This is a genomic window from Streptomyces sp. NPDC028711, from assembly GCF_055565415.1.
Map to the genome: position 1 here is coordinate 808,752 of NZ_JBVHUJ010000001.1, position 24,340 is coordinate 833,091.

A 24,340-nucleotide genomic window follows, 5' to 3' on the forward strand; every position below is an offset into this window, starting at 1 on the left:
TGAGCGGCCATGTCCGCACCCACCACGACGACCGACACGGTCGAACGAGCCAGGGACGCCGCGGCGCGTGAGTCCTGGGCGGAGGCGTACGCGCTGCTGCACGCCCACGACCAGCACCCCTCGCGCGGTCTGACCGCCGACGACCTCTCGGTGCTCGCCGACGCCGCCTGGTGGTCGGGGCACGTCGACGAGTCCGTCACCGCCCGGCTCAGGGCGCACGCCGCCTATCTGGCGGCCGACGACCACCGGGGCGCCGGGCTCGCCGCCTGGTGGCTGCACTACGAGTACCTGGGTCTCGGGCGCCCCGCGGCGGCGGCCGGCTGGCTCCACCGGGCCCGGCACCACCTGGAGGAGCTGCCGGACTGTCCGGAGCAGTGCTTCCTCGCCTGGAGCGACGCCGAGGAGGCCCAGGCGCACGGCGACCACGAGGCCGCCCTCGCCGCCGCCCGCCGGATGACCGCCCTCGCCCTCGGCTCCGGCAGCCCCGACCTCCTCGCCCTCAGCCGGCAGGCCGAGTCCGGTGTCCTCCTCGCGGCCGGCCGCAGGACCGAGGCCCTCGCCCTCCTCGACGACGCCATGTGCGCGGTGTCGGCGGGCGAGCTGAGCGGCATGTTCACGGGCTGGCTGTTCTGTCTGGCCCTGACCCAGTGCATGGAGGCGGCCGACTTCGGCCGGGCGGTGGAGTGGACGAACGCGGCGATGGAGTGGTGCGCCCCGCCGTGGTCGGGTCGCGCGCCAGAGGACGATCGGGGCCGCCCGCCGGAGGTCGACCGGGGGACCCGTACAGAACCGGCCGGCGCACCCGCACCCGCCCCCACGCCGCTCCCCATGACCGTGCCCTCCGGCGAGAACCCGTTCCGCGGGGTCTGCCGGGCCCACCGGGTCGAGGTCCTCGACCTCCTGGGAGTCTGGGAGCTCGCGGAGGCGGAGGCCCGGCAGGCCTGCCGCGAGGTGCCGGTGGACTGTCTGGAGTCGGCCGCCGCCGCGTACTACGCCGCCGGTGACGTCCAGCGCCGCCAGGGCCGCCTCGAAGCGGCCGCCGTCTCCTACGGCCACGCCCATGAACTCGGCCGGATCCCGCAGCCGGGGCTCGCGCTGCTGCGCCTCGCGCAGGGCAGGGCCGACGCGGCGGTGGCCGGCATCGACCTGGCCCTGGCCTGCCGGAGCGAACCCCACCACGACCTCCTGGGCCGGTCCCGGCTGCTCGCCGCCCGCGCCGAGGTGGCCCTCGCGGTCCGTGACGTGCCGGGGGCGGCGGACGCGGCGGCGGAGCTCGACGCCCTGGCCGGGGACGTACCGCTGCTGCGGGCCCTCGCCGACACGGCGCTCGGCTCGGTGGCCCTGGCCGAGCGGAGCGGCGAGGCGCCGCGCCTGCTGCGGCGGGCGCTCGCCGGGTGGCTGGAGCTCCGGGTGCCGTACGAGGCCGCTCAGGTACGGATGCTGCTCGCGGCGGCCGACCGGACGGGCGGTGACGAGGAGGCGGCCCGTCTCGAACTGGCTGCCGCGCGGGCCGTGTTCGAGCGGCTCGGTGCCGTGCCGGACGCCCGGCGCGCGGCGGCGCTGCTCTCCACCGGGACGCGGAGGCGGCTGCCGGGCGGGCTCACCGCGCGGGAGGCGGAGGTGCTGCGCCTCGTCGCCTCGGGCGGGACGAACAAGGACCTCGCGCGCGCCCTGGTGATCAGCGAGCACACGGTGGCCCGGCATCTGAACAACATCTTCGCCAAGCTGGGCGTCGGCTCCCGCGCCGCCGCCACGGCCTACGCGTACGCGCACGGCCTGGTCTGAACGGCCCATGCGGGACCGTCGCCGGACCATGGGCGGTTCGGGCGATGCGGTGGCGGGACCCGCGGGGCTAGACCGGAACCATGACCACCACCACCGATTCCCTGGACACGCTCCGCGGTGCCGTGCGCGGCACCGTCGTGACCCCCGGGGACCCGTCGTACGACGTGTCCCGCCGGGTCTACAACGCCCTGCACGACCGCCGCCCGGCCGTCGTCGTCCACGCCGTGGACGCGGCCGACGTGATCGCGGCGGTGCTGTACGCCCGGGAGCACGACCTGCCGCCGGCCGTGCGCGGCGGCTCCCACGCGGTGGCCGGCTTCGGCACAGTGGACGACGGGCTCGTCGTCGACCTGTCCCGGATGCGGGGCGTCCGGGTCGACCCCGAGGCCCGTACCGCGCGGGCCGAGGGCGGCGCCACCTGGGGCGACTTCAACCACGCCACCCACGGCTTCGGGCTCGCCACCACCGGCGGGGTGATCTCCACGACCGGCGTCGGGGGTCTGACGCTCGGCGGCGGCATGGGCCATCTCTCCCGCCGGTACGGGCTGAGCTGCGACAACCTGGTCGCGGCCGACGTGGTGACCGCCGAGGGCACGCTCGTGTCCTGTGACGCGGAGCGGCACCCGGACCTGTTCTGGGCGCTGCGGGGCGGCGGCGGCAACTTCGGTGTCGCCACCTCGCTCGTCTTCCGGGTGCACCCGGTCGCGGACGTCTTCGGCGGCCTGAGCTGCTATCCGCTCGACGCGGACGTGATCCGCGCCTGGCGGGACATGATCCTGGCCGCGCCGGAGGAGCTGAACTCGATCCTGGTGCTTGCGCTCGGCCCGGAGGAACCGTTCCTGCCGGAGCGCTGGCACGGCCGCCCGATCTGCGCCGCGTTCACCTGCTTCAGCGGCCCGGCGACGGAGGACGAGAAGGTCCTCGCCCGGCTCGACGCACTGGGACCGGTGATCGGCCGGTTCATGGAGCGGATGCCGTACCCGGTGATCAACACCCTCTTCGACGAGCAGCTGCCGGCGGGGCTCTTCCACTACTGGAAGGGCAACTTCAGCCGCGGCCTCACGGACGGGGCCGTCGCGGCCCATGTGGAGTACGGCGCGACCCTGCCGTCCCTGGAGTCGGACACCGCGATCTTCCCGATCGACGGCGCCTGCCACCGGGTGGGCCCGGAGGAGACCGCGTTCGCCTACCGGGACGCCTGCTTCTCGCACTCCATCGGCGGCACCTGGACCGACGCGGCGGACTCCGCGCGGAACATCGCCTGGACCCGCGCCTACGACAAGGCGCTGCGCCCGCACACGCAGGAGGGCGGCTACGTGAACTTCATGGACACCGACGACCAGGACCGGGTGCGGGTCAACTACCGCCAGAACTGGGACCGGCTGCGGACGGTGAAGCGCCGGTACGACCCCGGGAACGTGTTCCGGCTCAACCAGAACATCGCTCCGTAGGGGTGTCGACGACTACGAGACGGTCCGCGCCGAGGCGAGCAGCCGGACGGTGTCGTCGGGGGCGAGCGCGAGCGCGTTCCCGACGGTGCCGAGGACCTCGCGCTCGGCCGGGCTGTAGGCGCCGTCGGCGAGGGCGATCCGGGCGGCCTGGAGCAGGACGGACTCCCGCCCGGCGGCCGCCAGGTGCGGGGTGAGCGGCTCCAGGGCCTCGTGGAGCTCGATCGCGAGGAGGGTCCCCTCGGGGTTCACCTCGGGCATGAAGCGCCCGGTGTCGGCCTCCAGCGCCTCGACGAGGTCGACGAGCTGGACGGCCGTGCACTCGGCGAAGCCGGCGGACCTGACCGCGCTCACGGCCCGGTCGAGGGCGGCGCGGGAGTCGGTGCCGCCGGCCGCGAGGACGGCCAGGGCGACGGTGTGCACGGCGTCGCGCAGCATCGCGGAGAAGCGGCTCGTCGTCGGGTGGTCGAGGACCTCCGTACCGAAGTGCGTGTGGCAGGCCGCGCACTCGACGACCGGGCCCGTACAGCCGCGGGGCAGGACCGGGACGCCCAGGACGGCGAACCTGCGGCGGCCGGTGCGCCGCCTGTAGTTCCGGTCGCCGCCGCACTCCTCGCAGAAGAACTCGCCGTCGCCGACGGTGTTCCAGGAGGTACGAATTCCGCAGACGGCCACTTTCCCACCACGTGAATTCCGGGCAGACGGCATACGCACCTCCTCAACGGCCCGGCTGCACTGCCGGCGTTGGCGTGATGTTAGCCACATCCTTGATGTGGCGTCAGCACCCCGTCAGGAGTTCACCACGGAGTTGGCCGAGACACGTCATCGTCCCGGAAGGGCCGGGAGGCGCCGCGGCGACGCTTTCCGAAGGCCAGGGAGCCTCCGCCGGGCAGGACGGCCACGACGGTGGCACCGGTCGCTCCGGGTCCGATGGCCGAACCGGTCGTCGCGAGATCACCCTCCGGGGTGGCGGACGCGGACCGCCCCGCCCCTCGGGAAGGGACGGGGCGGGGCGTCGCAGGCGGGGTCAGCCGGGGTCAGCGGGCGGAGCGGTTGACCGCCGAGATGACCGCCTTCAGGGAGGCGCGGGTCGTGTTGGCGTCGATGCCGATGCCCCACAGGACCTTGCCGTCGATGGCGCACTCGATGTACGAGGCGGCCTGCGCGGAGGCGCCCTCGCTCATCGTGTGCTCCTGGTAGTCCAGCAGGCGGGCGTCCACGCCGATCGCCTGCAGGGCGGCGAAGAAGGCGGAGATCGGGCCGTTGCCGGAGCCGGTCAGGACGGTGTCGACGCCGTCCACGACCGCCTCGACGGTCAGGGTGTCGGTGCCGTCGGTGTCGGACGTCGTCTGGCCGGAGCGCAGCTGGATCCGTCCCCAGGCGTTCCCGGGGTTGGGCAGGTACTCGTCCTGGAAGGCGGCCCAGATCGCGGCCGGCGTGACCTCGCCGCCCTCGGCGTCCGTCTTCTGCTGGATGATCTTCGAGAACTCGATCTGCATCCGGCGGGGCAGGTCCAGCTTGTGGTCGTTCTTCAGGACGTACGCGATGCCGCCCTTGCCGGACTGCGAGTTGACCCGGATGACGGCCTCGTAGGAGCGGCCGACGTCCTTCGGGTCGATGGGCAGGTACGGCACCGCCCACTCGATCTCGTCGACGGTCTTGCCCGCGGCGGCCGCGTCGGCCTCCATGGCGTCGAAGCCCTTCTTGATGGCGTCCTGGTGGGAGCCGGAGAAGGCGGTGTAGACCAGGTCGCCCGCGTAGGGGTGGCGCGGGTGGACCTCCATCTGGTTGCAGTACTCGCTGGTCCGGCGGATCTCGTCGATCTGCGAGAAGTCGATCTGCGGGTCGACGCCCTGGCTGAACAGGTTCATGCCCAGGGTCACCAGGTCGACGTTGCCGGTCCGCTCGCCCTGGCCGAACAGACAGCCCTCGATGCGGTCGGCGCCGGCCATGATCGCCAGCTCGGCGGCGGCCACGGCCGTGCCGCGGTCGTTGTGCGGGTGCACCGACAGGCAGACGTACTCGCGGCGGGTCAGGTTCCGGGACATCCACTCGAACCGGTCCGCGTGCGTGGACGGCGTCGAACGCTCCACGGTGGCGGGCAGGTTGAGGATGATCTCGCGGCCGGGGCCGGGCTGCCAGACGTCACAGACCGCCTCGCAGACCTCCAGGGCGAAGTCCAGCTCGGTGTCGGTGAAGATCTCGGGGCTGTACTGGTAGCCGAAGACCGTCCGCTCGTCGAGCAGCTTCTCCGCGTACTCCATGACCAGCCGGGTGCCGTCCACGGCGATCTGCTTGATCTGTTCCTTCGAGCCGCGGAAGACGACCCGGCGGAAGGTGGGCGCGGTCGCGTTGTACAGGTGGACGGTGGCGCGCTTCGCGCCGACCAGGGACTCCACGGTCCGCTCGATCAGGTCCTCGCGGGCCTGGGTCAGTACGGAGATGGTGACGTCGTCCGGGATCGCGCCCTCTTCGATGATGGAGCGCACGAACGCGAAGTCGGTCTCGCCGGAGGACGGGAAGCCGACCTCGATCTCCTTGTAGCCCATGCGCACCAGCAGGTCGAACATCTCGCGCTTGCGGGCCGGGGACATCGGGTCGATCAGGGCCTGGTTACCGTCGCGCAGGTCGGTGGACAGCCAGCGGGGGGCCTTGGTGATGCGCTGCTCCGGCCAGGTGCGGTCGGGGATCTCCACGGCCTCGTAGCGGCCGTACTTGTGGATCGGCATCCCGGACGGCTTCTGCAGCTGCGTCGCGTTGGTGACGGGCGTGGGGCGGCCGATGAACGGAGACTGGGTCATTGCGTTGGGCTCCTCGAAATCCTGCGAGAGGGAGGGACGGCCGACTGTCGAACGCAACACCAGGTCCCGCGGGGAGGGGGTCGGCCTACGACTACAGGCCCTCGCCGCGGCAGCTAAGGAGAAGCAGCCCGAAACGCATGATGTGCCGCAGCCTAGCCCAGGGACGACGGAGGCGGACGTCCCGTTTCAGTATGCGGGACGGCCGCGCCGTCAAGCCCGAACAGTGACGCATCACTCCATTTCGCCAATCCTCGTCTCATCCCGTGACAGCGGCCTCACGCACTGCCACATTGCGAGGATGACTCCCCAGACGCCTGTCTTCTGCTCGATCGTCCCGCCGCACCTCCTGGAGCACCTGGCGCACTCCTCGAACCCGGCCGTCGCGGCCGCCGCCCGCCGCACCCTGATCGCGGACGCCTCGGCCCGTACGTTCCGCGTGCTGCCGCTGCCCGGCGCCACGCCCACGCTCGCCCCCGCCGAGGCCAGCCGGCCGCACCGCACCGTCTACGACTGCCGGCAGGGGACCGACCTGCCGGGCGAGCGGGTCCGCGCCGAGGGCGAGGAGGCGACCGGGGACGCCACCGTCAACCGGGCGTACGCGGGTCTCGGCGCCACCTTCGACCTCTTCCTGAACGCCTTCGGGCACGACTCGATCGACGGCGCCGGGCTGCCGCTGCACGCCTCCGTCCACTACGACGTGAACTACGGCAACGCCTTCTGGAACGGCGAGCAGATGGTGTTCGGCGACGGCGACGACGAGATCTTCCTCGACTTCACCCTGCCCGTGGACGTCATCGGCCACGAGCTGGCCCACGGCTTCACCCAGTACTCGGCGAACCTGGAGTACTTCAGCCAGTCGGGCGCCCTCAACGAGTCCGTCTCCGACGTCTTCGGCTCGCTGGTCAAGCAGTACGCGCGCGGGGAGAGCGCCGAGCAGGCCGACTGGCTCATCGGCCAGGGCCTCTTCCACCCCAACGTGGAGGGGACGGCGCTGCGCTCCATGAAGGCCCCGGGGACCGCGTACGACGACGACGTCCTCGGCAAGGACCCGCAGCCCGCCCACATGGACGACTACGTCCGCACCGGCCGTGACAACGGCGGGGTGCACATCAACTCCGGCATCCCCAACCACGCCTTCTACCTGGCCGCGACCGAGCTCGGCGGGAACGCCTGGGAGCGGGCCGGACGGATCTGGTACGACGTGATGACCGGCGGCACCCTCACCCCGGAGGCCCGCTTCTCCGAGTTCGCGGCGGCCACGGTGGCGGCGGCGCGGGCCCGGTTCGGCGACGGCGAGGAGATCCAGGCGGTCCTGAAGGCCTGGGCGGCGGTGGGGGTGCCCACCGACTGACCGGCTGGTAGACAGGCCTCATGCGGATTCGAGTGCGGCGCACGGGCGGTTTCGCGGGCATCGAGCGGTCGGCGGAGGTGGACACCTCCGGCCGGCCGGACGCCGGCGAGTGGCACGCCCTGGCCGTGGCGGTCCTCGACGGGGGCGGCGACGAGGGCCGGGGCGTGCCGGACGGCTTCGCGTACGAGATCACCGTCGACGGCGAGACGGTCCACTGCGGCGACCCGCGCCTGACCGAGGCCCAGAGGACCCTCATCACGAGGGTCCTCAAGGAAGGCGCCTGAGGGGCCTGTCTCCCGGATCACGCGCCCGTACGCCGAAGGGCCTGGTCACGGAGCTCCCTGACCTGGGTGGCCTTGGCCCAGGAAGTCTTCGGCAGCCGGGCCTGGACGCGTTCCTGAGCCGTACGCGTGACCCCGGCGAGGTCACCGCGGTCCTGGCAGAGCGCGTCCCGCACGGCGAGTTCCTGTTCGCGCCGGCCCGTCCGCAGCAGGGCCTCACGGTCGTCGCCGGCCTGGGACAGCGCGTCCTGGACGAGGCCCCGGGCCTCCTGGAGCGTGCCGACGGTCTCCCCCTGCTCCGCCATGCACGCGGCCCACGTCCGCTGCGCCGCCAGGAACTCGGGGGCGGCGGCGACCCGGGAGACGACCTCCGCGCTCACTCCGGTGGCGTCCACCTCCGCCTGCTCCCACGCGCCGCCGTACACCTCGCGGCGGGCCAGGTAGACGCAGCCGTCGGTGTTGACGCGCAGCGAGGGCGCCCCCTTCGCCGTCAGGGTGATCTGCCGCTCGCCCGAGCCGGTCAGCGCCTTCTGCCAGGCCGTCCGCCGGGACTCGTCGAGCCGGGCGACCGCGGTCGCGTTGGGGTCGTCGGGGCGGCCGGCGAGCGCGACGGACGCCATGCCGTACCCGTCGGCCCTGGCGGCGTCCTCCGTGAGCAGGCCGTAGGGGTTCGCGGAGACGTACCGGCCGGCCCGCACCGGTTCGTAGGCGAATCCACGCCGGCGCATGCACGCGCCGACCGCTCGTTCCTCGGCCTCGTACAGCGTCCCCGCCTGCCGCTCGGGGACGACGGTGGCCCCGTCCAGGGGGACGGGGAGACCGCTCGCGTCCCGGTGGGCGGGTGCCGAGGAGCACCCGCCCACTGCCAGCAGGCACAGGACGAACAGGGCTGCTGGTCGCAGGTTCACGGCATCAGCACCAGCGGTTCGAGGCGACGTTCTTGTAGTAGGCCGTGCCGGCGAGGTTGCCGATGCCGTAGCCGCGGGGGATGACCACCGAGGAGCCGGTGTAACCCGTACCGCTGTAGATGCGGACGCTGCAGTCCCTGCCCGAGTTCGACACCGACACCGCGTTGTTGAACTTGTTGTACTGGAGCAGGTTGGTGTTGTTGAACTCGACCGTGCCCGGGTCGCCCACGTAGTTCGTGTACAGGTACGCGCAGAGCATCCCGGACGGACAGGGGCTGGCGGCGGCCGGCGAGGCGGCGACGCCGAGGCCGATCCCCGCCGACGCCATGACGGCCACACTCGCGATGAGCTTCTTCAGCATGCGGATTTCCTCCCGTTGCGAACAGCGGTGGTTCCACCGCCGGGCAGGACGCTAGCCACCCCGGGCCACCGGGTCATTCGCACTCCGTGCCCGGCCGTTACCCCTGCGTGCCCGCGCCGATGAGGACGCTGTGCCGGTACTCCCCCGGCGGCACCCCGTACGCGGCGCGGAAGACCCGGCTGAAGACCGCCGGCCGGGGGAAACCCCAGCGCGCGCCGATCGCGTGCACGGTGAGGTGGCTGAGGTGGCGGGCGGCCAGGTCGCGCCGGCAGTGCTCAAGGCGCTGGCGTCTGATGAACTCGGCCACCGTCGTGTTGTGGTGCCCGAAGAGCCGGTGCAGGGCCCGCAGCGACATCTGGTGGGCGGAGGCGACGGCGGCGGGCGTCAGCTCCTCGCAGCCCAGGTGCGCGCGGATGAACGACTCGATCCGCAGGAACATCACGCGCTGGTGGGAGGGGGCCGGCAGCGCCCGTTCCCGGTCGAGGTGGTGGGCGAGGACCGCGCTCGTCAGGTCGAGGACCGTGCTCCGGAGCCGGTGGGTGTCCTGGGGCGTGCAGTGCGCCGCCTCCTCGCCGAAGCCGGTGAGGAGATGGGCGAGGATCCGGCCCACGCCGTGGCGTGCGGACAGCGGCACGGCCAGGATCCGGGAGAGCTGGGCCTCCCGGAGCGGCAGCAGCCGCTTCGGGAGGTTCACGAGGAGCGAGTCGGCCCCCGACCCGTCGGCGGCGACGGAGGCCTCGTACGGGCGCGAGGTGTCGTACAGGACCATCTCGCCCCGGCCCAGGGAAGCGCTCCGGCCGCACTGCTCCAGGTACTGCCGGCCGCTGGTGATCAGGGCCAGCTGGTAAAGGCCGGGGTCCGACCGCCTGATCAGCTCGGGCGTCCGGCGGCAGGCCAGCGAGTCGTAGGCCAGCGCCGAGAGCTGTACGTCCTCCCCCAGGGCCGTCGACGCGAGCCGGACCCGCAGCCGGCTCGCGTCGGGGAACCGGACCTGGGTGGTGCAGAGGGCCTCGGCCGTGAGTTCCTGCCAGGCACCGGCCCGCGCGGCCTCCGGTAACGCGTCACTGTCGAAAACAACGTCCATGTGTCGTCCCCCATGTTCGACCGGTCGGCCGGTCGGGCCGGCCGTGTCCAGACGTGCGGGACAGGATGCTCGTGCCGATGGCACGGGGGGACAACACGGCGCTCCGGGCATCGCGTGGCCGGCCTCCGGCCGGACGGGGGAGGGTTCCGCTAGAAGCCCAGCTTCCGCAGCTGCTTCGGGTCGCGCTGCCAGTCCTTCGCGACCTTCACGTGGAGGTCGAGGAAGACGGGCGTGCCGAGCAGTGCCTCGATGTGCTTGCGGGACTTCATGCCGACCTCCTTCAGGCGGCTGCCCTTGGGGCCGATGATGATGCCCTTCTGGCTGGGGCGCTCGATGTACACGTTGGCGTGGATGTCGAGCAGCGGCCGGTCCGCCGGGCGGTTCTCGCGCGGGATCATCTCCTCGACGACCACCGCGATCGAGTGCGGCAGCTCGTCCCGTACGCCTTCGAGCGCGGCCTCGCGGATCAGCTCCGCGACCATGACCATCTCCGGCTCGTCCGTGAGGTCGCCCTCGGGGTAGAGCGGCGGGGACTCGGGGAGCAGCGGGATCAGCAGGTCGGCGACGAGCTGGACCTGCTTGTCGCCGACGGCCGAGACCGGGACGATCTGCTGCCACTCGAAGCCCAGCTCCTTGCCGAGCTGGTCGACGGCGATGAGCTGCTCGGCGAGCGTCTTGGAGTCGACCAGGTCGGTCTTGGTGATGATCGCGACCTTGGGGGTCTTCTTGATCGCGGCGAGTTCCTTGACGATGAACTTGTCGCCGGGGCCGAGCTTCTGGTCGGCGGGCAGGCAGAAGCCGATCACGTCGACCTCGGCCCAGGTGGTGCGCACGACGTCGTTGAGCCGCTCACCGAGGAGGGTGCGCGGCTTGTGGAGCCCGGGGGTGTCCACGAGGATCAGCTGCGCCTCCGGGCGGTGCACGATGCCTCGGACGGTGTGCCGGGTGGTCTGCGGCCGGTTCGAGGTGATGGCCACCTTCTGGCCGACCAGAGCGTTCGTGAGGGTGGACTTGCCCGCGTTGGGGCGGCCGACGAAGCAGGCGAAGCCGGCCCGGTGGACGGCTTCGGTTTCTTGGTTGCGAGCGCTCATGGGGGCCATTGTCCCCGATGCGCGCCCGCCTCACGTACCTCCGTGCGGATCCGCGGTCGTACGGGCCGCCCGGCGCCGCCGTATCCGCAGGCCGAAGACGCCCGCCGCGCCTCCCACGAGCAGGGTCGCGGCGGCGAGCCAGGGCAGGGCGAGGAAGGACACGGCGCCGGTCTCCCGCACGTCCTTCGCGGTGGCGGTGAGGGTGACGTCGCCCCAGTCGAACTGCGGGGAGCCGGTCCACCGCTCGGTGAGCCGGATCTTCTGGCGGGGCAGCAGCTCGGACGGCACCCGGGCCAGATCGCGGGCGAGGAGGGTGCGGCCGAAGAGCCCTTCCGCGCGGAGTGCGACCTTGGGGCTGAGGGTGACGTTGCCCCGGTTGTGCAGGGTGTACGAGACGACGGCGCTGCTCGTACGCGTGCCGGGGACCAGCGGCCGGTCCTGGTCGAGGGTGACGTCCTCGACGGCGAGGGCGGGGACGGCCGGTCCGCTGACCCGCAGGTAGAGGCGGGCGGCGACCGCCCGCTGGACGCCGACGGCGACGGAGCCCTTCGTCCCGGAGCCGACCCGCTCGTCGAGGGCGACGAGCGCCCCGGGGTGGTCGCCGGGGTCGGCGTCGGCGGGGACGGTCAGGGTGTACGGGACGGTGACGGCGGAGCGCGGCGGGACGGTGATCCGGGTCCGCCCGGGCTTGATCCAGGCACCGGCGCCGGTCTGCCGCTCCCGCTGGGTGCGGACGGCGAAGCCGCCGTCCCGGTCGGTGTTGTAGGCGTCGGCGCCGTAGAGCCGGAAGGTCAGTGGGGCGGCCGTCTTGTTGGCGACGGTGACCCGGTCGGTGTGGGTGCTGCCGGGGTCGGCGGTGAGGAAGAAGTAGGGGCGGCTGCCGAGCCGGGCGGCGGCCGGATAGACGGCCCACTCGCCGTTCTCGGCGGCCTCCGCGCCCGGCGCGGGGCTCAGGATCGCGAGGAGGGTGCTCAGGAGGAGGACGTACGGCGTACGGCGCACGGTGCGGAACCCCCGGGGTGCGGATCGGTGCGGGCGGGGCGGGTGCGCGCCCGGCCCGCCGGACGGGTCAGGACAGGGTCAGGGTCAGCACGCCCGCGTACGAGCCGGGCGCGGTGAACGCCGGGACGTCGAGGGAGAGCCCGGCGCCGACGGTGAACTCGCCGCCCGTGAGGGTGCCGTTCGCGGTGGAGGCGAGGGTCGCGCCGCCGCTGCCGACGGGGCCGGGCGAGCCGGCCGCGCAGGCGCTGGGACTGCCGGCCCTGGCGGTGCACGCCGGGGTCCAGCTGAGGTTCCCGGCGCCGATGGAGCCGCCGGGGCCGGTGAAGTCGGTGACCTTGCCGGTGAGGGACCAGCCCGCGGGGCCGCCGCGGAAGTCCTTCACGGTCACCGTGTGGAGGTCGCCGGTGGCGGCGCCGCCCTGGCCGAAGTCGACGGAGGTCAGCTGGACGGCGTCCCCGGCCTGGGTCATGGACAGCTCGCCCGCCGTGACGGCCGCGGTGATCGTCTGGCTGTTCGGCGGGGCCGGGACGACGACCTTGTACGCGGCGGGTCCCGCACCCTTGTCGGGGTCCCAGGCCGCGCCCTCGTACGCCACGATCCCGGTGGTCGCCACGTCGTTGACCTTCAGGCGCGCGGCGAAGCCGCCCTCGCTGTCGGTGGTGACCGTCATCCGGTCGGCGGTCTCCGCCGCTCCGGCGCGGCCGGCGACGGTGACCTCGGTGAGCGGGGTGAACTTCGAGCCGTTGACGGTGACCCGGACGCCGGGGTCCCCGGAGGCGCTGTCGAGCTGGAGCGCGCGGGTGTTGGGGCTGGTGACGGGACTCGCGACGACCGTCTCGGAGACGGGGGCGGGCGGGCTGAGCACCGTACAGGGGGTGTCGAGCTCCATGAGGTAGCTGGTGTGGATGTTGTAGTCGCCGGGCGAGAGGGTGATCGATCCGGCCTGGGCGACCGTGAAGGTGCCGGTCATGGAGAAGGCCGGGAAGGAGCCCTTGCCGGGGACCGGCGGGTTCTTCTTGGGGCCGGTGACGCTGATCGCGCCGGTCTGGGCGCCGCCGAGGACGACCTTGCCGCTGGGCGTCATGATGTCGGCCGGGAGCGCGAGGTCGACGGGGTTGGACGCGGCGGGCTTGGTGATCGTGTAGGTGACGGTCACGGTGTCGCCGACCTTGGGGCTGCTCTTGTCGACCGTGATCGCGGCGGTCGTGGTGCCCTCGATGGGCGGGATGCCGGCGATCGGCGGCGGTACGCAGCGGGTGGGGAACCGCACCTCCGCGGAGGTGCTGGTCGCGCCGGCCGGGGCGGCGAGCGCGCCGCCGCCGACCGCGAGGGCGGTGGCGCCGAGGACGGCGGTCCAGCGCCGTCTTCGGGCCGCCGCCCGGGATCGGGTGAGTGCCATGGGTGTGCCCCCTCCTGAGGGATGAGTGGGCGCCATTGACGGCCGCGGGCTTCGATAAGTCAATGCACGCGAAAGACATCGACTGATGACCCATCAGTTCCTGTCAAGATCGGCACATTATGGGCGTTTCCCCAGGTCACGACAGAGACCGGTGCCGCCAGTGGCGACACCGGTCCGGGGTGGCTCGGGGCTCAGCTGAAGACGAACGGACCCGGCGACTGCGAGGTCACCGCGTCACAGTTCACCGTGACCCCGAAGATCACCATCTTGAGGGCGACACCCGCGAAGTACGAGTTGAGGCTGTCGCCCGAGGCCACGGTCCCGCTCAGCGGGCCGATGACGACGGACTGCCCGGCACCGAGCGCCGGGTTCTTCTTGCCGGTGAAGACCCGGGTGCCGCCACCGGCCTTGGCCATGGTCAGCGTGGCGTTGATCTGGTCCGCGCCGACCGCGATCGGCGTCGTCACGGCGGAGGTGACCTTGATCGTCGCGGCGGTGCCGCTCTGCGTGGCCGTGAGGGTGGCGGTGCCGCCGCCCCAACTGCCGCAGTCGTACGTCGCCGTGGCGGTCCCCGGCGAGACGGCGGCGGCCGTCGGCGCGAAGGCGAGTCCGGTGGCGGCGAGCGCTCCGGCGAGCACCGCGACGGCTCCTGAGCTGCTTCTGGTTCTCATGGCGAGGTCGTACCCCTTCCATCGAAGAACGCAGGGGTGCGGGCGCTGCGTGGAGGACGAGAGATCTGACGGTCCGTCGGACCGGTCGCTGCCATTGACGCGCAGACCGCCGGGGAAGGCAAGAGAAGCCACGGTGATCCTTCACAAACGCGCAAGGGCCCGGCGCCGAGGCACCGGACCCTTTGCCGCTCGCGCGTGTCAGCCCGCCGTGACCGCCGCGCGCAGCTGCCCGTCGGGCCCTGCGAGCAGCACCGGGGTCTCCGGGCCGCCGAGGTCCCGTACCGCCGCGCGGTCCTCGTCCGTGGCGGCATCCGCGCTCGACACGACGGCCGCCGCCTCCAGGGACTGCGCCCCGCTCGCCACCGCCATCGCGACCGCGGTCCGCAGGGCGCTCAGCTTGAGCGACTCGAGCTCCACGGTCCCCGCGACATAGGTACGACCGGTCTCGTCCCGCACGGCCGCCCCCTCGGGCACACCGTTGCGGGCGCGGGCGCTCCGCGCCAGGGTGATGATCTTGAGGTCCTCGGCGCCGAGGTCGCCGTGCTCGCTGCTGAGTGTCATGCCCCTGAGCATAGGTCGGGGGCCGGGCACACCCGGACCGCGTCTCAGCCCGCGACCGCTCCCGGTCTCATCCCGCGACCGGGTACATCGCCCCGCGCCGCCCCTCCGGGGACACCAGCCACTCCAGCTTCTCCGCGGTGTCGGCCTCCGGCAGCGGCGTGTGCATCACGATCACCAGGTCCGGACGGGCCGGGACCCGCAGCTGCGTCGCCTCCACGACCAGCGTGCCGACCAGCGGATGCTCCATCTCCTTGCGGTTCTGGCCGCCCGGCAGGATGTCCCGCCGCTCCCACAGCTCCGCGAACTCCGGGCTGAGCTCCTTGGCCTCCTCGACCACCGCCCGGAAACCCTCGTCGTCCGGGCACTCCGAGCACGCCGAACGGAACTGCGCGACCACCTTCGGCGCGAGCTCCTCCCAGTGCCCCACCCGCGAGCGGTACAGCGGATCGGTGAAGAAGTTCACCAGGCAGTTCTGCGAGATCTCCGGCCGCATCCCGAGCACGATCGCCGCCGCGTCGTTGTAGAGGACCGTGTTCCAGTACACGTCCATGATGTGCGCGGGGAACGGCATCCACGCGTCGATGAGGCGCCGCAGCCCCTGGCACATGTCCCGGTCCTCAGGAGCCGCCTCCAGAGCCGGCGGGTTCAGCGCCGCGAGGACGTACAGATGACGCCGCTCCGCCGGGCTGAGCCGCAGCACCCGCGCCACCGAGTCGAGCACCTGCGGCGAGACCGTGATGTCCCGGCCCTGCTCCAGCCACTGGTACCAGGAGACCCCGACGCCCGCGAGGACCGCGACCTCCTCGCGCCGGAGCCCCGGCGTGCGGCGCCGCGCGCCACCGTCCGGAAGGCCCGCGTCGGCCGGGCTGACCCGGGCCCGGCGGCTCATCAGGAACTCGCGCAGCTCGGCCAGTCGGTGCTGCTTCGCCGTGGTGCTCTCGAGAGCGGTGGCCACGTGTGCTTCCTCCCCCTGGATGCCTGGTGGTGCGACCAACAGGATAAGTTCCCGCTCCCCAGCGTTGTTCCCGCGCGCCGAGGGTGGGGTCATGGCAACCCTGACTCCCCCTCCCGCCGACGCCGCCAAGGCCACCGGGACCACCCCGGCCGGCGAGACCGCCGTGACCCCCGCCGCTCCCCCGACCCTCACCGGCCGCACCCGGCTCATCCTCTTCGTGCTCTGCGCCGCCCAGTTCATGGTCGCGCTCGACTTCTCCGTCCTCAACGTGGCCCTGCCCGTCCTCGGCGCCGACCTCGGCCTCGGCCACTCCGCCCTCCAGTGGGCCGTCACCGCCTTCGCGCTGCCCTCCGGCGGATTCCTGCTCCTCTTCGGACGCGTCGGCGACCTCTACGGACGCAAGAAGCTGTTCCTCGCCGGGCTCGCCCTCTTCGGCGCGGCCTCGCTGCTCGCCACCTTCGCCTGGAACCCGGCCGCCTTCCTCACCGCACGCGCCCTTCAGGGCCTCGGCGCCGCCACGATCGTGCCCACCGGCATGTCCCTGCTGACCACCACGTTCCCCGAAGGCCCGCTGCGCGACCGGGCGCTCGGCATCTCCGGCACCCTGCTCTCGCTCGGCTTCACCGTCGGCATGGTCCTCGGCGGCGTCATGACCGACACCCTCGGCTGGCGCTCCACCATGGGCCTGCTCGCCCTCTTCAGCGTGATCGTGCTCCCGCTCGCACCGGGCCTCCTCCCCGAGTCCCGCACCCCCGAGCGGCCCCGGCTCGACGTGCCGGGCGCGGTGACCGTCACCGGCGGTCTGCTCGCCCTGATCTACGCCCTGTCGACGGCGGCCGAGCGCGGCTTCGGCGGCACGGACGTACAGGTCACGCTGGTGGCGGGCGTCCTGCTGCTCGCGGCGTTCGTACGGGTCGAGTCCCGGCACGCGGCCCCGCTGGTCTCCCTGCCGATGCTGCGCCGGGGCACGGTCGCCTTCGGCAACCTCGGCGGACTCATCACCTTCTCGATGATGTCGACGGTCGTCTTCGTCCTGACCCTGTACCTCCAGGAGACCCTGGACCTCTCGGCCTTCCAGACCGGCCTGATCTTCGGCCTGCAGGGCGTGATGTCGGTCGTGGCCGGGATGTTCGCGCCCAAGGTGATCGGCCGGATCGGTGCCCGCCGCACCCTCGTCGGCTCGCTCGCCGGACAGGGCCTCCTCACGGCCGGACTGCTCGGCCTGAGCGAGGAGTCGGGCGTGATCCTGGCGACCGTCCTCGTCTCGCTCGCCTCCATGTGCCACCTCGGCGCGATCATCTCGTACGGGCTGACCGTCACCTCCGGCGTCCCCGACGAGGAGCAGGGCCTTGCGACCGGCCTGGTGACCACCACCCAGCAGGTGGGCCTCACCGTCGGCATCCCGCTGCTCGGCGTGCTCGCCACCACGGGCGACGATCTGTTCGGTGGCGTCCGCACGGTGCTCGCCCTGGACACGGCGATCGTGCTCGGCACGGCGGCCCTGGTCGGCCTCGGCCTGCGGCGCCGGTCCTGAGCCCCGCGCCGACGGTCCCGGCCCCCGCCGCGACGGGCGGGGGTCAGGGCCTGTCGAGGCGGAGCCGTACGGCCTTCGGCAGACCCGCGACCACCAGGTCGTACGAGTCCTCGACGAGCTCCCGGACCATCCGGTCCGGGAGCTCTCCGACGGTCACCGTGTTCCAGTGGCGCTTGTTCATGTGATAGCCGGGGGCGACCCCTGCCGGATGCTCCTCGCGGAGCCGTACCGCCTCGTCCGGATCGCACTTGAGGTTGACCCGCAGCGGCTCGCCGTCGAGCCACGACAGCGCGAACATCTTCCCGGCGACCTTGAAGACGGAGGCCTCGGGGCCGAAGGGGAACTCCTCCGTCGCGTCGTTGAAGTCCAGGCAGAGGGCACGCAGCTCGTCGGGGGTCATTCCGGCTTCTCCTCCGCTTCCAGCGGTTCCACGAGGACGGTGACGATCTTGTTCCGCCGGCCGGCCGGGGACTCGGCCGTCAGCCGCAGGGAACGCCCGTCCGGCAGCTCCACGACCGCCTTGGCGCCCGCGATCGGGACCCGGCCCAGGGCCTTCGCGAGCAGACCGCCGACGGTCTCCACGTCCTCGTCGTCGTACTCGTCGGGCCCCAGGCCGTACAGCTCGCCCAGGTCCCCGATGTCGAGCCGGGCCGTGACCCGGTGACGGCCCTCGCCGAGGTCCTGGACCGGCGGCAGCTCACGGTCGTACTCGTCGGTGATCTCGCCGACGATCTCCTCCAGGATGTCCTCGATGGTGACGATCCCGGCCGTGCCGCCGTACTCGTCGATGACGACGGCGACGTGGTTGCGCTCCTGCTGCATCTCGCGCAGCAGGTCGCCCGCGTTCTTGGTGTCGGGCACGAAGGCGGCGGACCGCATCGCGGTCGCCACCAGGTCGGACTCGGAGTCCCGGTTGATGTGCGTCTTGCGGACCAGGTCCTTCAGGTACACGATGCCGACGATGTCGTCCTCGTTCTCACCGGTGACCGGGATCCGGGAGAAACCGGAGCGCAGCGCGAGCGTGAGGGCCTGACGGATCGTCTTGTACCGCTCGATGCAGACCAGATCCGTACGGGGCACCATCACCTCCCGTACCAGCGTGTCGCCCAGCTCGAAGACGGAGTGCACCATGCGGCGCTCGTCGTCCTCGATCAGCGACTCCTGCTCGGCGAGGTCCACCATGGCCCGCAGCTCCGCCTCGGAGGCGAACGGGCCCTTCCGGAAGCCCTTTCCGGGGGTCAGCGCGTTACCGATGAGGATGAGCAGCTGCGGGATCGGCCCCATGATCCGGGCCAGCGGCAGCAGCACGTACGCGGCGGCCGTGGCCGTGTTCAGCGGGTGCTGGCGGCCGATCGTGCGCGGCGAGACGCCGACGGCCACGTACGAGACGAGGACCATGACGACGATGGCGATCAGCAGCGCCTCCCACGTCTCGGGGAAGGCCTCGAGACAGGCGTACGTGACGAGGACGCCGGCCGCCATCTCGCAGGCGACGCGCACCAGCAGCGCCACGTTGAGATAGCGGGTCGGGTCGGAGGCGACCTGGGCGAGCTTCGCCGCCCCGCGCCGCCCGGACCGTACGGCCTCGGCGGCGCGGAAGCTGGAGACACGGGCGAGCCCGGCCTCGGCGCAGGCGGCGAGCCAGGCCACGACGACCAGGGCCACCGCGCCGAGGATCAGCGACATGTCCATCGGGTCAGGAGACGGTCGGCGCCGGGGACGGGCCGGTCAGGCCCTTCTCCGCGCGCCAGCCGTCGACGATCGCCGCCTGGAGGCCGAACATCTCGGCCTTCTCGTCGGGCTCCTCGTGGTCGTACCCGAGGAGGTGGAGCACTCCGTGGACGGTGAGGAGCTGCAGCTCCTCGTCCATGGAGTGCTCCGTCGGCGCGTCCTTGCCCTGCTGGGTGGCGACCTCGGGGCAGAGCACGATGTCGCCGAGGAGCCCCTGCGGGGGCTCGTCGTCGTCCTTCGTCGGCGGACGCAGCTCGTCCATCGGGAAGGACATGACGTCCGTCGGCCCCGGCAGGTCCATCCACTGGATGTGGAGCTGCTCCATCGCCTCCGCGTCCACGACGATCACCGAGAGCTCGGAGAGCGGGTGGATGCGCATGCGCGCCAGGGCGTAGCGGGCGATGTCGAGGATCGCCTGCTCGTCGACCTCGGTACCGGACTCGTTGTTGACGTCGATCGACATGGTGTTTCTGTGACTACTTCCCGTTGCGGCCGTTACGGCTGTCGTACTGCTCGTACGCGTCGACGATACGGCCGACGAGCTTGTGCCGGACGACATCCTGCGACGTGAGCGTCGAGAAGTGGACGTCCTGGACCCCGTCCAGGATGTCGCGGACCTGCCGCAGACCGCTCTTCGTCCCGTTCGGCAGGTCGACCTGGGTGACGTCACCGGTGATGACGATCTTCGAGTCGAAGCCGAGGCGGGTGAGGAACATCTTCATCTGCTCGGGGTTCGTGTTCTGCGCCTCGTCCAGGATGATGAACGCGTCGTTCAGCGTCCTGCCGCGCATGTACGCCAGCGGCGCGACCTCGATCGTGCCGCTCGCCATGAGCTTGGGGATCGAGTCCGGGTCGAGCATGTCGTGCAGGGCGTCGTAGAGCGGGCGCAGGTACGGGTCGATCTTCTCGTAGAGCGTGCCGGGCAGGAAGCCGAGGCGCTCGCCGGCCTCGACGGCCGGGCGGGTCAGGATGATCCGGGTGACCTGCTTGGACTGCAGGGCCTGGACCGCCTTGGCCATGGCGAGATAGGTCTTGCCGGTACCGGCGGGGCCGATGCCGAAGACGATCGTGTGCTTGTCGATCGCGTCGACGTACCGCTTCTGGTTGAGCGTCTTGGGGCGGATCGTGCGGCCCCGGTTGGACAGGATGTTCTGCGTGAGGACCTCGGCGGGGGTCTCGTCGCCGCCCTCCGCCGATCCGTTCTCGCTCGCCCTGAGCATGGCGATCGAGCGTTCCACTGCGTCCTCCGTCATCGGCTGACCGGTGCGGAGCACCAGCATCATCTCGTCGAACAGGCGCTGGATGAGAGCGACTTCCGCCGCGTCTCCGACCGCGCTGACCTGGTTGCCCCGGACATGGATGTCGGCCCGTGGGAACGACCGCTCGATCACGCGGAGCAGCGCGTCACCGGAGCCGAGCAGGGTGACCATCGGGTGCTTGGCGGGGACGGTGAAGTGGGCGCGGGCCTGTCCGGGCGCCTCGTCGCGGGGCGCTCCGTCGTGGGCTGTGGGTGTCTGAGTCATGGGCCGGCACTAAGGCCTGCGCATACCTCCCGTTGCAGGGTTCTCGCTGCTCGACAACCTCTCGGCTTCCCAGCCTACGACTCGGCGCCGACAAGCCCGTAGTGGTTTACGCGGTTCACGAGTGGGCCGCGCGGAAGCCGATCGTGGGCACCGCCCGGCGCAGCGGCCACGCGCGCGCGGGGGCGGGCAGGAGGCTCTCCAGGAAGGCGTAGCGGTCGCGCAGGGCCTCGGGGTCCTGCATGGCGTGGCCCTGGACCCGCTGCCACCAGGCGGCGATCTCGCCCCAGGTGGGGGCGGAGAGGGAGCCGCCGAACTCCTGGACGGAGAGGGCGGCGGTGAGGCCGGCGAAGGCGAGCCGGTCGGCGAGGGGCCAGTCGGCGAGGGTGCCGGTGACGAATCCGGCGACGAAGACGTCGCCGGCGCCGGTGGGGTCGAGGGCCGAGACCTGGATGGCGGGGACCTCGGCGGTCGCGCCGGTGCCACCGTCGACGGCGTAGGCGCCTTCGGAACCGAGGGTGACGACGGCGTAGCGGACCTTGTCGGCGAGGGCGCGGGCGGCGGCGCGCGGGCAGTCGGTGCGGGTGTAGCGCATCGCCTCGGCCGCGTTGGGCAGGAAGGCCTCGCAGTGCTCCAGGTCGGTGAGGCCCGCCAGGTCCCAGCGGCCGGTGTCGTCCCAGCCGACGTCCGCGAAGACCTTGGCGCCGCCGCGGGCGGCCCGGGCGACCCATTCCTCGGTGCGGCCGGGGACCAGGGAGGCGACGGCCGCGCGCGCGTGCGGCGGGTAGGCGGGCAGGGCGCCGACGGCGTCGGCGACGTCGGCGGGCGGGGCCTCGTGGCCGTGGGAGACCATGGTCCGCTCTCCCTCGTAGGCCATGGAGACGGTGACCGGGGAGTGCCAGCCGGGGACGGTGCGGGAGAGGGAGAGGTCGATGCCCTCGCCCTGTTCCAGGGCGTCCCAGCAGTACTCGCCGTAGTGGTCGTCCCCGAAGGCCGCGGCGAGGGAGGTGCGCAGGCCGAGGCGGGCGAGGGCGGTGGCCATGTTGGCGACGCCGCCGGGGCTCGATCCCATGCCGCGGGCCCAGGACTCGGTGCCCCGGACGGGTGCGCTGTCGAGGCCGGTGAAGATGATGTCGAGGAAGACGGTGCCGGTCAGGAAGACGTCGCAGGCGGGGTCGGTGGGTTCGCGGAGGCACACCAGCGGGTCGACCCCGGTGTCGTGTCGCGGCTGCTCTCCCCTTGCTGTGGTCACGGCGGTCTCCCCGGTCGTGGTGCGGCGGATCGGCACCGTGGTGCTGATCTGGACAGTGTGCCCGATGGGGGTGGGGAGACGGGGGTGACGCAACACGGCCATCGCGCGTTGCCCCGTCGCACCCGTCCCAAACCGATCGTGACCCGTATCACAGACCGAATCGGGGGATACCGCCTTCTCCGCCCACTCCGATGCTTGATACACATGGTGCCGCGACCCCGTGGATCACCGGGCGCCGTCTCATTTCCCTGTTCAGTTCCTGGAACGCCCATGTCGTCGCGCCCGCGCGTCCCGGGGGCTCTCGTCGCCCTCGTCGCCCTCTTCACGGCCGGTTACCTCGCCCCGTACCTGCTGCCGACGGTCGTCGGCCGGCTCTCCGCCGGGCTTGGCCTCACTCCTTCGCAGGCGGGCCTGGTCGGCTCGGTGCTGCTGCTCGGTTCCTCGTCCGCCGGTTTCACGCTCGCCGCGCGCGGCGAGCGCTTCGGGCCGCGCCGGGCGGCCCGCGCGGGCCTCCTCGCGATGGCCGTCGGTTACGGCTCCGCCGCCGCGAGCGGCGCTGTGCCCCTGGTGGTCGCGGGCGCCGTCCTCGGCGGCGTCGGCTCGGGTACGGCGACGGCGGTGGCCGCGGCCGGGATCGCCGGGCAGCGGGACCCGCACCGGGCCTCCACGCTCGGTCTTCTGTCCGTCTCCGCGACGGCGGGCGCCCTCTATCTGACCCTTCCGCATCTGGCCGGCGGCCACGCGCCGCCACTGCTCGCGATCGCCTGCGCGGCGGCTCTGGTGTGGCCGCTGACGGGCCGCCTGCAGGGCGCCACGCGCGCGGTACGGGACGCCTCGGCGGTCTCGGGCCCTCTCCCCCACCGCCGGGCCGGGGCCGTGCTCGCCGCCGGCATCCTGTGCTGGTCCCTCGCGCAGAACGCGCTGTGGGGGGTGAGCGGCCGCATCGGACTCACCCAGGCCGGGCTCTCCGAGGTCACCGTCGGCGCGGTCTTCGCGGCGGCGCTCGGTGCCGGGCTCGCGGGGGTCACGGCGGCGGGTGCGCTCGGCTCGCGTCTGGGCCGGGCAGTGCCCATCGGGGCGGGGACGGTCCTCATCGCGGGATGCGTGCTGCTCAGCTCGGCGGCCGGGGACCTGGCCTCGTTCGCGACCGGCGAGATCCTGTGGAACGCCGTCTACCCGGTGGTCCTGTCGTACCTCCTGGGTCTGGCCGCCTCGCTCGACCCGCGCGGCCGCTGGGCCGTCCTGGTCGGCTCGGCGTCCTCGCTCGGCGTGGCCTGCGGTCCGGTGGCGGGGAGCCTCCTTTCGGAGGGTGCCGGGTATCCGGGCATGGGCGCCGTGCTGTGCGCCCTGCTGCTCGTGGTCGCCGTCCCGATGACGGCGGTGGCCCGCCATGTCTCCGGCCGCCCGCTGGTCCCGGGCTCGGTGCGCCGCAGGGGCGGCGCGCCGGCGGCGGTCCTCGCGGGCACGGCCGCGGCGACCCCTGCGCTCGTTCCCCAGATGGGCGCTCCGGAGCAGGAGGTCGCCGCGATCACGGTCCCCTCCCCGGCGGGCCGCCGGAGCCTCGCGAAGTCGGCGTTCCGCCTTGCGAGGCCGAGCGACCGGGGGTAGCGGGCCGGGCCTGCTCGGGCGCGCGTGGTCAGGGAGGGCCCCAGCCCGCCGCGCCGGTCCATCAGGGCGGGCCGAAGCGCCAGAAGTGGTCGGGGTAGGGGCCGCAGGGGAACTGGTTGACGTCCGCCGTCTGCCGGGCGCTCGCGTCGGGGACGGCGAGGCAGAGGCCGCTGTTGCCGTTGACGATCCGGTAGAGCGGGCGTCCGTCCGCGTCCCGCTTCTGGTACTCGACGCGCCAGAAGTGGTCCGGTTCCGGGCCGCACGGGTACTGGTTGACGTTGACCGCCGGTGCCGTGCTGGCGCCGGGAACGGCCGCGCAGAAGCCGCTGTTGCCGTTGACGATCCGGTACCGGGTCCGTCCGGCGGGGTCCCTGCCCGAGGGCGTGAGCCGCCAGAGGTGGTCGGGGTGGTCGCCGCAGCCGAACTGGTTCAGGTCGACGACCTCCCTCGACGCCCCGGGGACGGCGAGGCAGAAGCCGCTGTTGCCGTTGACGATCCGCACGGGCGTGTCGGCCGGGGGCAGGACCAGGGGCGGGAGCTTCGGCGGGGGCTCGTCGGGCGGGGCCGCGGGCGGGGCCGTCCTCGGGGTCTGCGAGGGGCGGCCGGGTGCCTGTGTGGCCGCGGAGGGCGGTGCGTGCCGGGACGGGGCGGCCGTCGAGGGCGGCACCGAGGAGGGCGGCGCGGAGGACGGTGCCGTGGAGGACGGCGACGGGGCCGGGGCGGCGGTCACGGTGGACGGCGCCCCGGACGGTAAGACCTGCGCGGGTGGCTGCGCCACGCCGCCCGCGCGATGCGTCTGGGCAAGGACCGTCGCCAGGACGCCGGCCAGGGGCACCACCACTCCGACCACCCACCAGGCCCACCGGGGCGGTTGGTGGGTGGTGGCCGGGGAGGCCGGGCCTCCCCCGGTGGCGGGACCGGACTGCGTGGCCGTGGGGTCCCCAGCGGGACCGGGCGTGTCTGACACCGTGCTGCTCCCCCCGAAACAACTGTCGTC

The 24,340-nt window shown here is 72.8% G+C and carries 23 protein-coding genes; 6 read left to right on the top strand and 17 right to left on the bottom strand.

Annotated elements, in window-relative coordinates; all coding sequences use genetic code 11:
* Positions 1–9: 9 nt before the first annotated feature.
* Complete coding sequence (locus ACZ4VK_RS03630) at positions 10–1,785, top strand: helix-turn-helix transcriptional regulator (protein WP_468348033.1); 1,776 nt, start codon at positions 10–12, stop codon at positions 1,783–1,785.
* A gap of 80 nt (positions 1,786–1,865) precedes the next feature.
* Positions 1,866–3,236 carry an FAD-binding oxidoreductase gene (locus ACZ4VK_RS03635; protein ID WP_468348035.1) on the top strand — a complete coding sequence of 457 codons (1,371 nt, stop codon included), beginning with the start codon at positions 1,866–1,868 and terminating at the stop codon, positions 3,234–3,236.
* Between the two features lie 12 nt (positions 3,237–3,248).
* On the opposite strand, the gene ACZ4VK_RS03640 is transcribed toward ACZ4VK_RS03635, so the two are convergent.
* Together ACZ4VK_RS03640 and leuA are read right to left on the bottom strand one after the other, a co-directional pair.
* The gene (locus tag ACZ4VK_RS03640) at positions 3,249–3,941 is read right to left on the bottom strand and encodes a TerB family tellurite resistance protein (protein WP_468348037.1); all 693 of its coding nucleotides are present in this window, start codon (positions 3,939–3,941) and stop codon (positions 3,249–3,251) included.
* A 329-nt stretch (positions 3,942–4,270) separates the two neighbouring features.
* On the bottom strand, positions 4,271–6,034 hold the full coding sequence (gene leuA / locus ACZ4VK_RS03645; RefSeq protein ID WP_468348039.1) for a 2-isopropylmalate synthase: 1,764 nt from the start codon (positions 6,032–6,034) through the stop codon (positions 4,271–4,273).
* Between the two features lie 298 nt (positions 6,035–6,332).
* Here leuA and ACZ4VK_RS03650 point away from each other — a divergent pair, with 298 nt between their 5' ends.
* Positions 6,333–7,385: a M4 family metallopeptidase gene (locus tag ACZ4VK_RS03650; protein WP_468348041.1), complete on the top strand. Its 1,053-nt coding sequence runs from the start codon at positions 6,333–6,335 to the stop codon at positions 7,383–7,385.
* Positions 7,386–7,405: 20 nt separating this feature from the next.
* Positions 7,406–7,669, top strand: coding sequence for a protealysin inhibitor emfourin (locus ACZ4VK_RS03655; protein ID WP_468348043.1), 264 nt, complete (start codon positions 7,406–7,408; stop codon positions 7,667–7,669).
* 17 nt (positions 7,670–7,686) lie between these two features.
* On the opposite strand, the gene ACZ4VK_RS03660 is transcribed toward ACZ4VK_RS03655, so the two are convergent.
* The 9 genes from ACZ4VK_RS03660 to ACZ4VK_RS03700 form a co-directional block, all read right to left on the bottom strand.
* Positions 7,687–8,574, bottom strand: a complete 888-nt coding sequence (locus ACZ4VK_RS03660; RefSeq protein ID WP_468348045.1) for a hypothetical protein — start codon at positions 8,572–8,574, stop codon at positions 7,687–7,689.
* Between the two features lie 4 nt (positions 8,575–8,578).
* On the bottom strand, positions 8,579–8,935 hold the full coding sequence (locus ACZ4VK_RS03665; protein ID WP_468348047.1) for a peptidase inhibitor family I36 protein: 357 nt from the start codon (positions 8,933–8,935) through the stop codon (positions 8,579–8,581).
* A 97-nt stretch (positions 8,936–9,032) separates the two neighbouring features.
* Positions 9,033–10,019: an AraC-like ligand-binding domain-containing protein gene (locus ACZ4VK_RS03670; RefSeq protein WP_468348049.1), complete on the bottom strand. Its 987-nt coding sequence runs from the start codon at positions 10,017–10,019 to the stop codon at positions 9,033–9,035.
* A 149-nt stretch (positions 10,020–10,168) separates the two neighbouring features.
* Positions 10,169–11,119, bottom strand: coding sequence for a GTPase Era (gene era / locus ACZ4VK_RS03675; RefSeq protein ID WP_389679117.1), 951 nt, complete (start codon positions 11,117–11,119; stop codon positions 10,169–10,171).
* A gap of 21 nt (positions 11,120–11,140) precedes the next feature.
* Positions 11,141–12,112, bottom strand: a complete 972-nt coding sequence (locus tag ACZ4VK_RS03680) for a COG1470 family protein (RefSeq protein WP_468348051.1) — start codon at positions 12,110–12,112, stop codon at positions 11,141–11,143.
* Positions 12,113–12,179: 67 nt separating this feature from the next.
* Entirely contained in the window at positions 12,180–13,511 is a 1,332-nt protein-coding gene (locus ACZ4VK_RS03685) for a beta-xylosidase (RefSeq protein ID WP_468348053.1), read from the bottom strand.
* 191 nt (positions 13,512–13,702) lie between these two features.
* Positions 13,703–14,182, bottom strand: coding sequence for a hypothetical protein (locus ACZ4VK_RS03690; protein WP_468348055.1), 480 nt, complete (start codon positions 14,180–14,182; stop codon positions 13,703–13,705).
* A 198-nt stretch (positions 14,183–14,380) separates the two neighbouring features.
* Positions 14,381–14,743 (bottom strand): cytidine deaminase, encoded by a 363-nt coding sequence (locus ACZ4VK_RS03695; RefSeq protein ID WP_468348057.1) that lies wholly within the window; start codon positions 14,741–14,743, stop codon positions 14,381–14,383.
* Positions 14,744–14,810: 67 nt separating this feature from the next.
* Positions 14,811–15,632, bottom strand: a complete 822-nt coding sequence (locus ACZ4VK_RS03700; RefSeq protein ID WP_468348834.1) for a helix-turn-helix transcriptional regulator — start codon at positions 15,630–15,632, stop codon at positions 14,811–14,813.
* Between the two features lie 157 nt (positions 15,633–15,789).
* On the opposite strand from ACZ4VK_RS03700, the gene ACZ4VK_RS03705 reads away from it, so the two are divergent.
* Positions 15,790–17,232: an MFS transporter gene (locus tag ACZ4VK_RS03705; protein ID WP_468348059.1), complete on the top strand. Its 1,443-nt coding sequence runs from the start codon at positions 15,790–15,792 to the stop codon at positions 17,230–17,232.
* Positions 17,233–17,275: 43 nt separating this feature from the next.
* On the opposite strand, the gene ACZ4VK_RS03710 is transcribed toward ACZ4VK_RS03705, so the two are convergent.
* The 5 genes from ACZ4VK_RS03710 to ACZ4VK_RS03730 form a co-directional block, all read right to left on the bottom strand.
* Complete coding sequence (locus ACZ4VK_RS03710; RefSeq protein ID WP_468348061.1) at positions 17,276–17,632, bottom strand: MmcQ/YjbR family DNA-binding protein; 357 nt, start codon at positions 17,630–17,632, stop codon at positions 17,276–17,278.
* Entirely contained in the window at positions 17,629–18,924 is a 1,296-nt protein-coding gene (locus ACZ4VK_RS03715; protein WP_468348063.1) for a hemolysin family protein, read from the bottom strand. Before ACZ4VK_RS03715 ends, ACZ4VK_RS03710 begins: the two co-directional genes overlap by 4 nt.
* Before the next feature lie 4 nt (positions 18,925–18,928).
* Complete coding sequence (gene ybeY, locus ACZ4VK_RS03720) at positions 18,929–19,426, bottom strand: rRNA maturation RNase YbeY (protein WP_468348065.1); 498 nt, start codon at positions 19,424–19,426, stop codon at positions 18,929–18,931.
* A 13-nt stretch (positions 19,427–19,439) separates the two neighbouring features.
* A complete protein-coding gene (locus ACZ4VK_RS03725) occupies positions 19,440–20,486 on the bottom strand; it encodes a PhoH family protein (protein WP_468348067.1) in 1,047 nt (348 codons plus the stop codon).
* Positions 20,487–20,601: 115 nt separating this feature from the next.
* Positions 20,602–21,735, bottom strand: coding sequence for a carbohydrate kinase family protein (locus tag ACZ4VK_RS03730; RefSeq protein WP_468348069.1), 1,134 nt, complete (start codon positions 21,733–21,735; stop codon positions 20,602–20,604).
* A 270-nt stretch (positions 21,736–22,005) separates the two neighbouring features.
* Here ACZ4VK_RS03730 and ACZ4VK_RS03735 point away from each other — a divergent pair, with 270 nt between their 5' ends.
* The gene (locus ACZ4VK_RS03735; protein ID WP_468348071.1) at positions 22,006–23,343 is read left to right on the top strand and encodes an MFS transporter; all 1,338 of its coding nucleotides are present in this window, start codon (positions 22,006–22,008) and stop codon (positions 23,341–23,343) included.
* Positions 23,344–23,404: 61 nt separating this feature from the next.
* Here ACZ4VK_RS03735 and ACZ4VK_RS03740 read toward each other — a convergent pair whose 3' ends face one another.
* The gene (locus tag ACZ4VK_RS03740) at positions 23,405–24,310 is read right to left on the bottom strand and encodes an RICIN domain-containing protein (RefSeq protein WP_468348073.1); all 906 of its coding nucleotides are present in this window, start codon (positions 24,308–24,310) and stop codon (positions 23,405–23,407) included.
* Positions 24,311–24,340 lie beyond the last annotated feature (30 nt).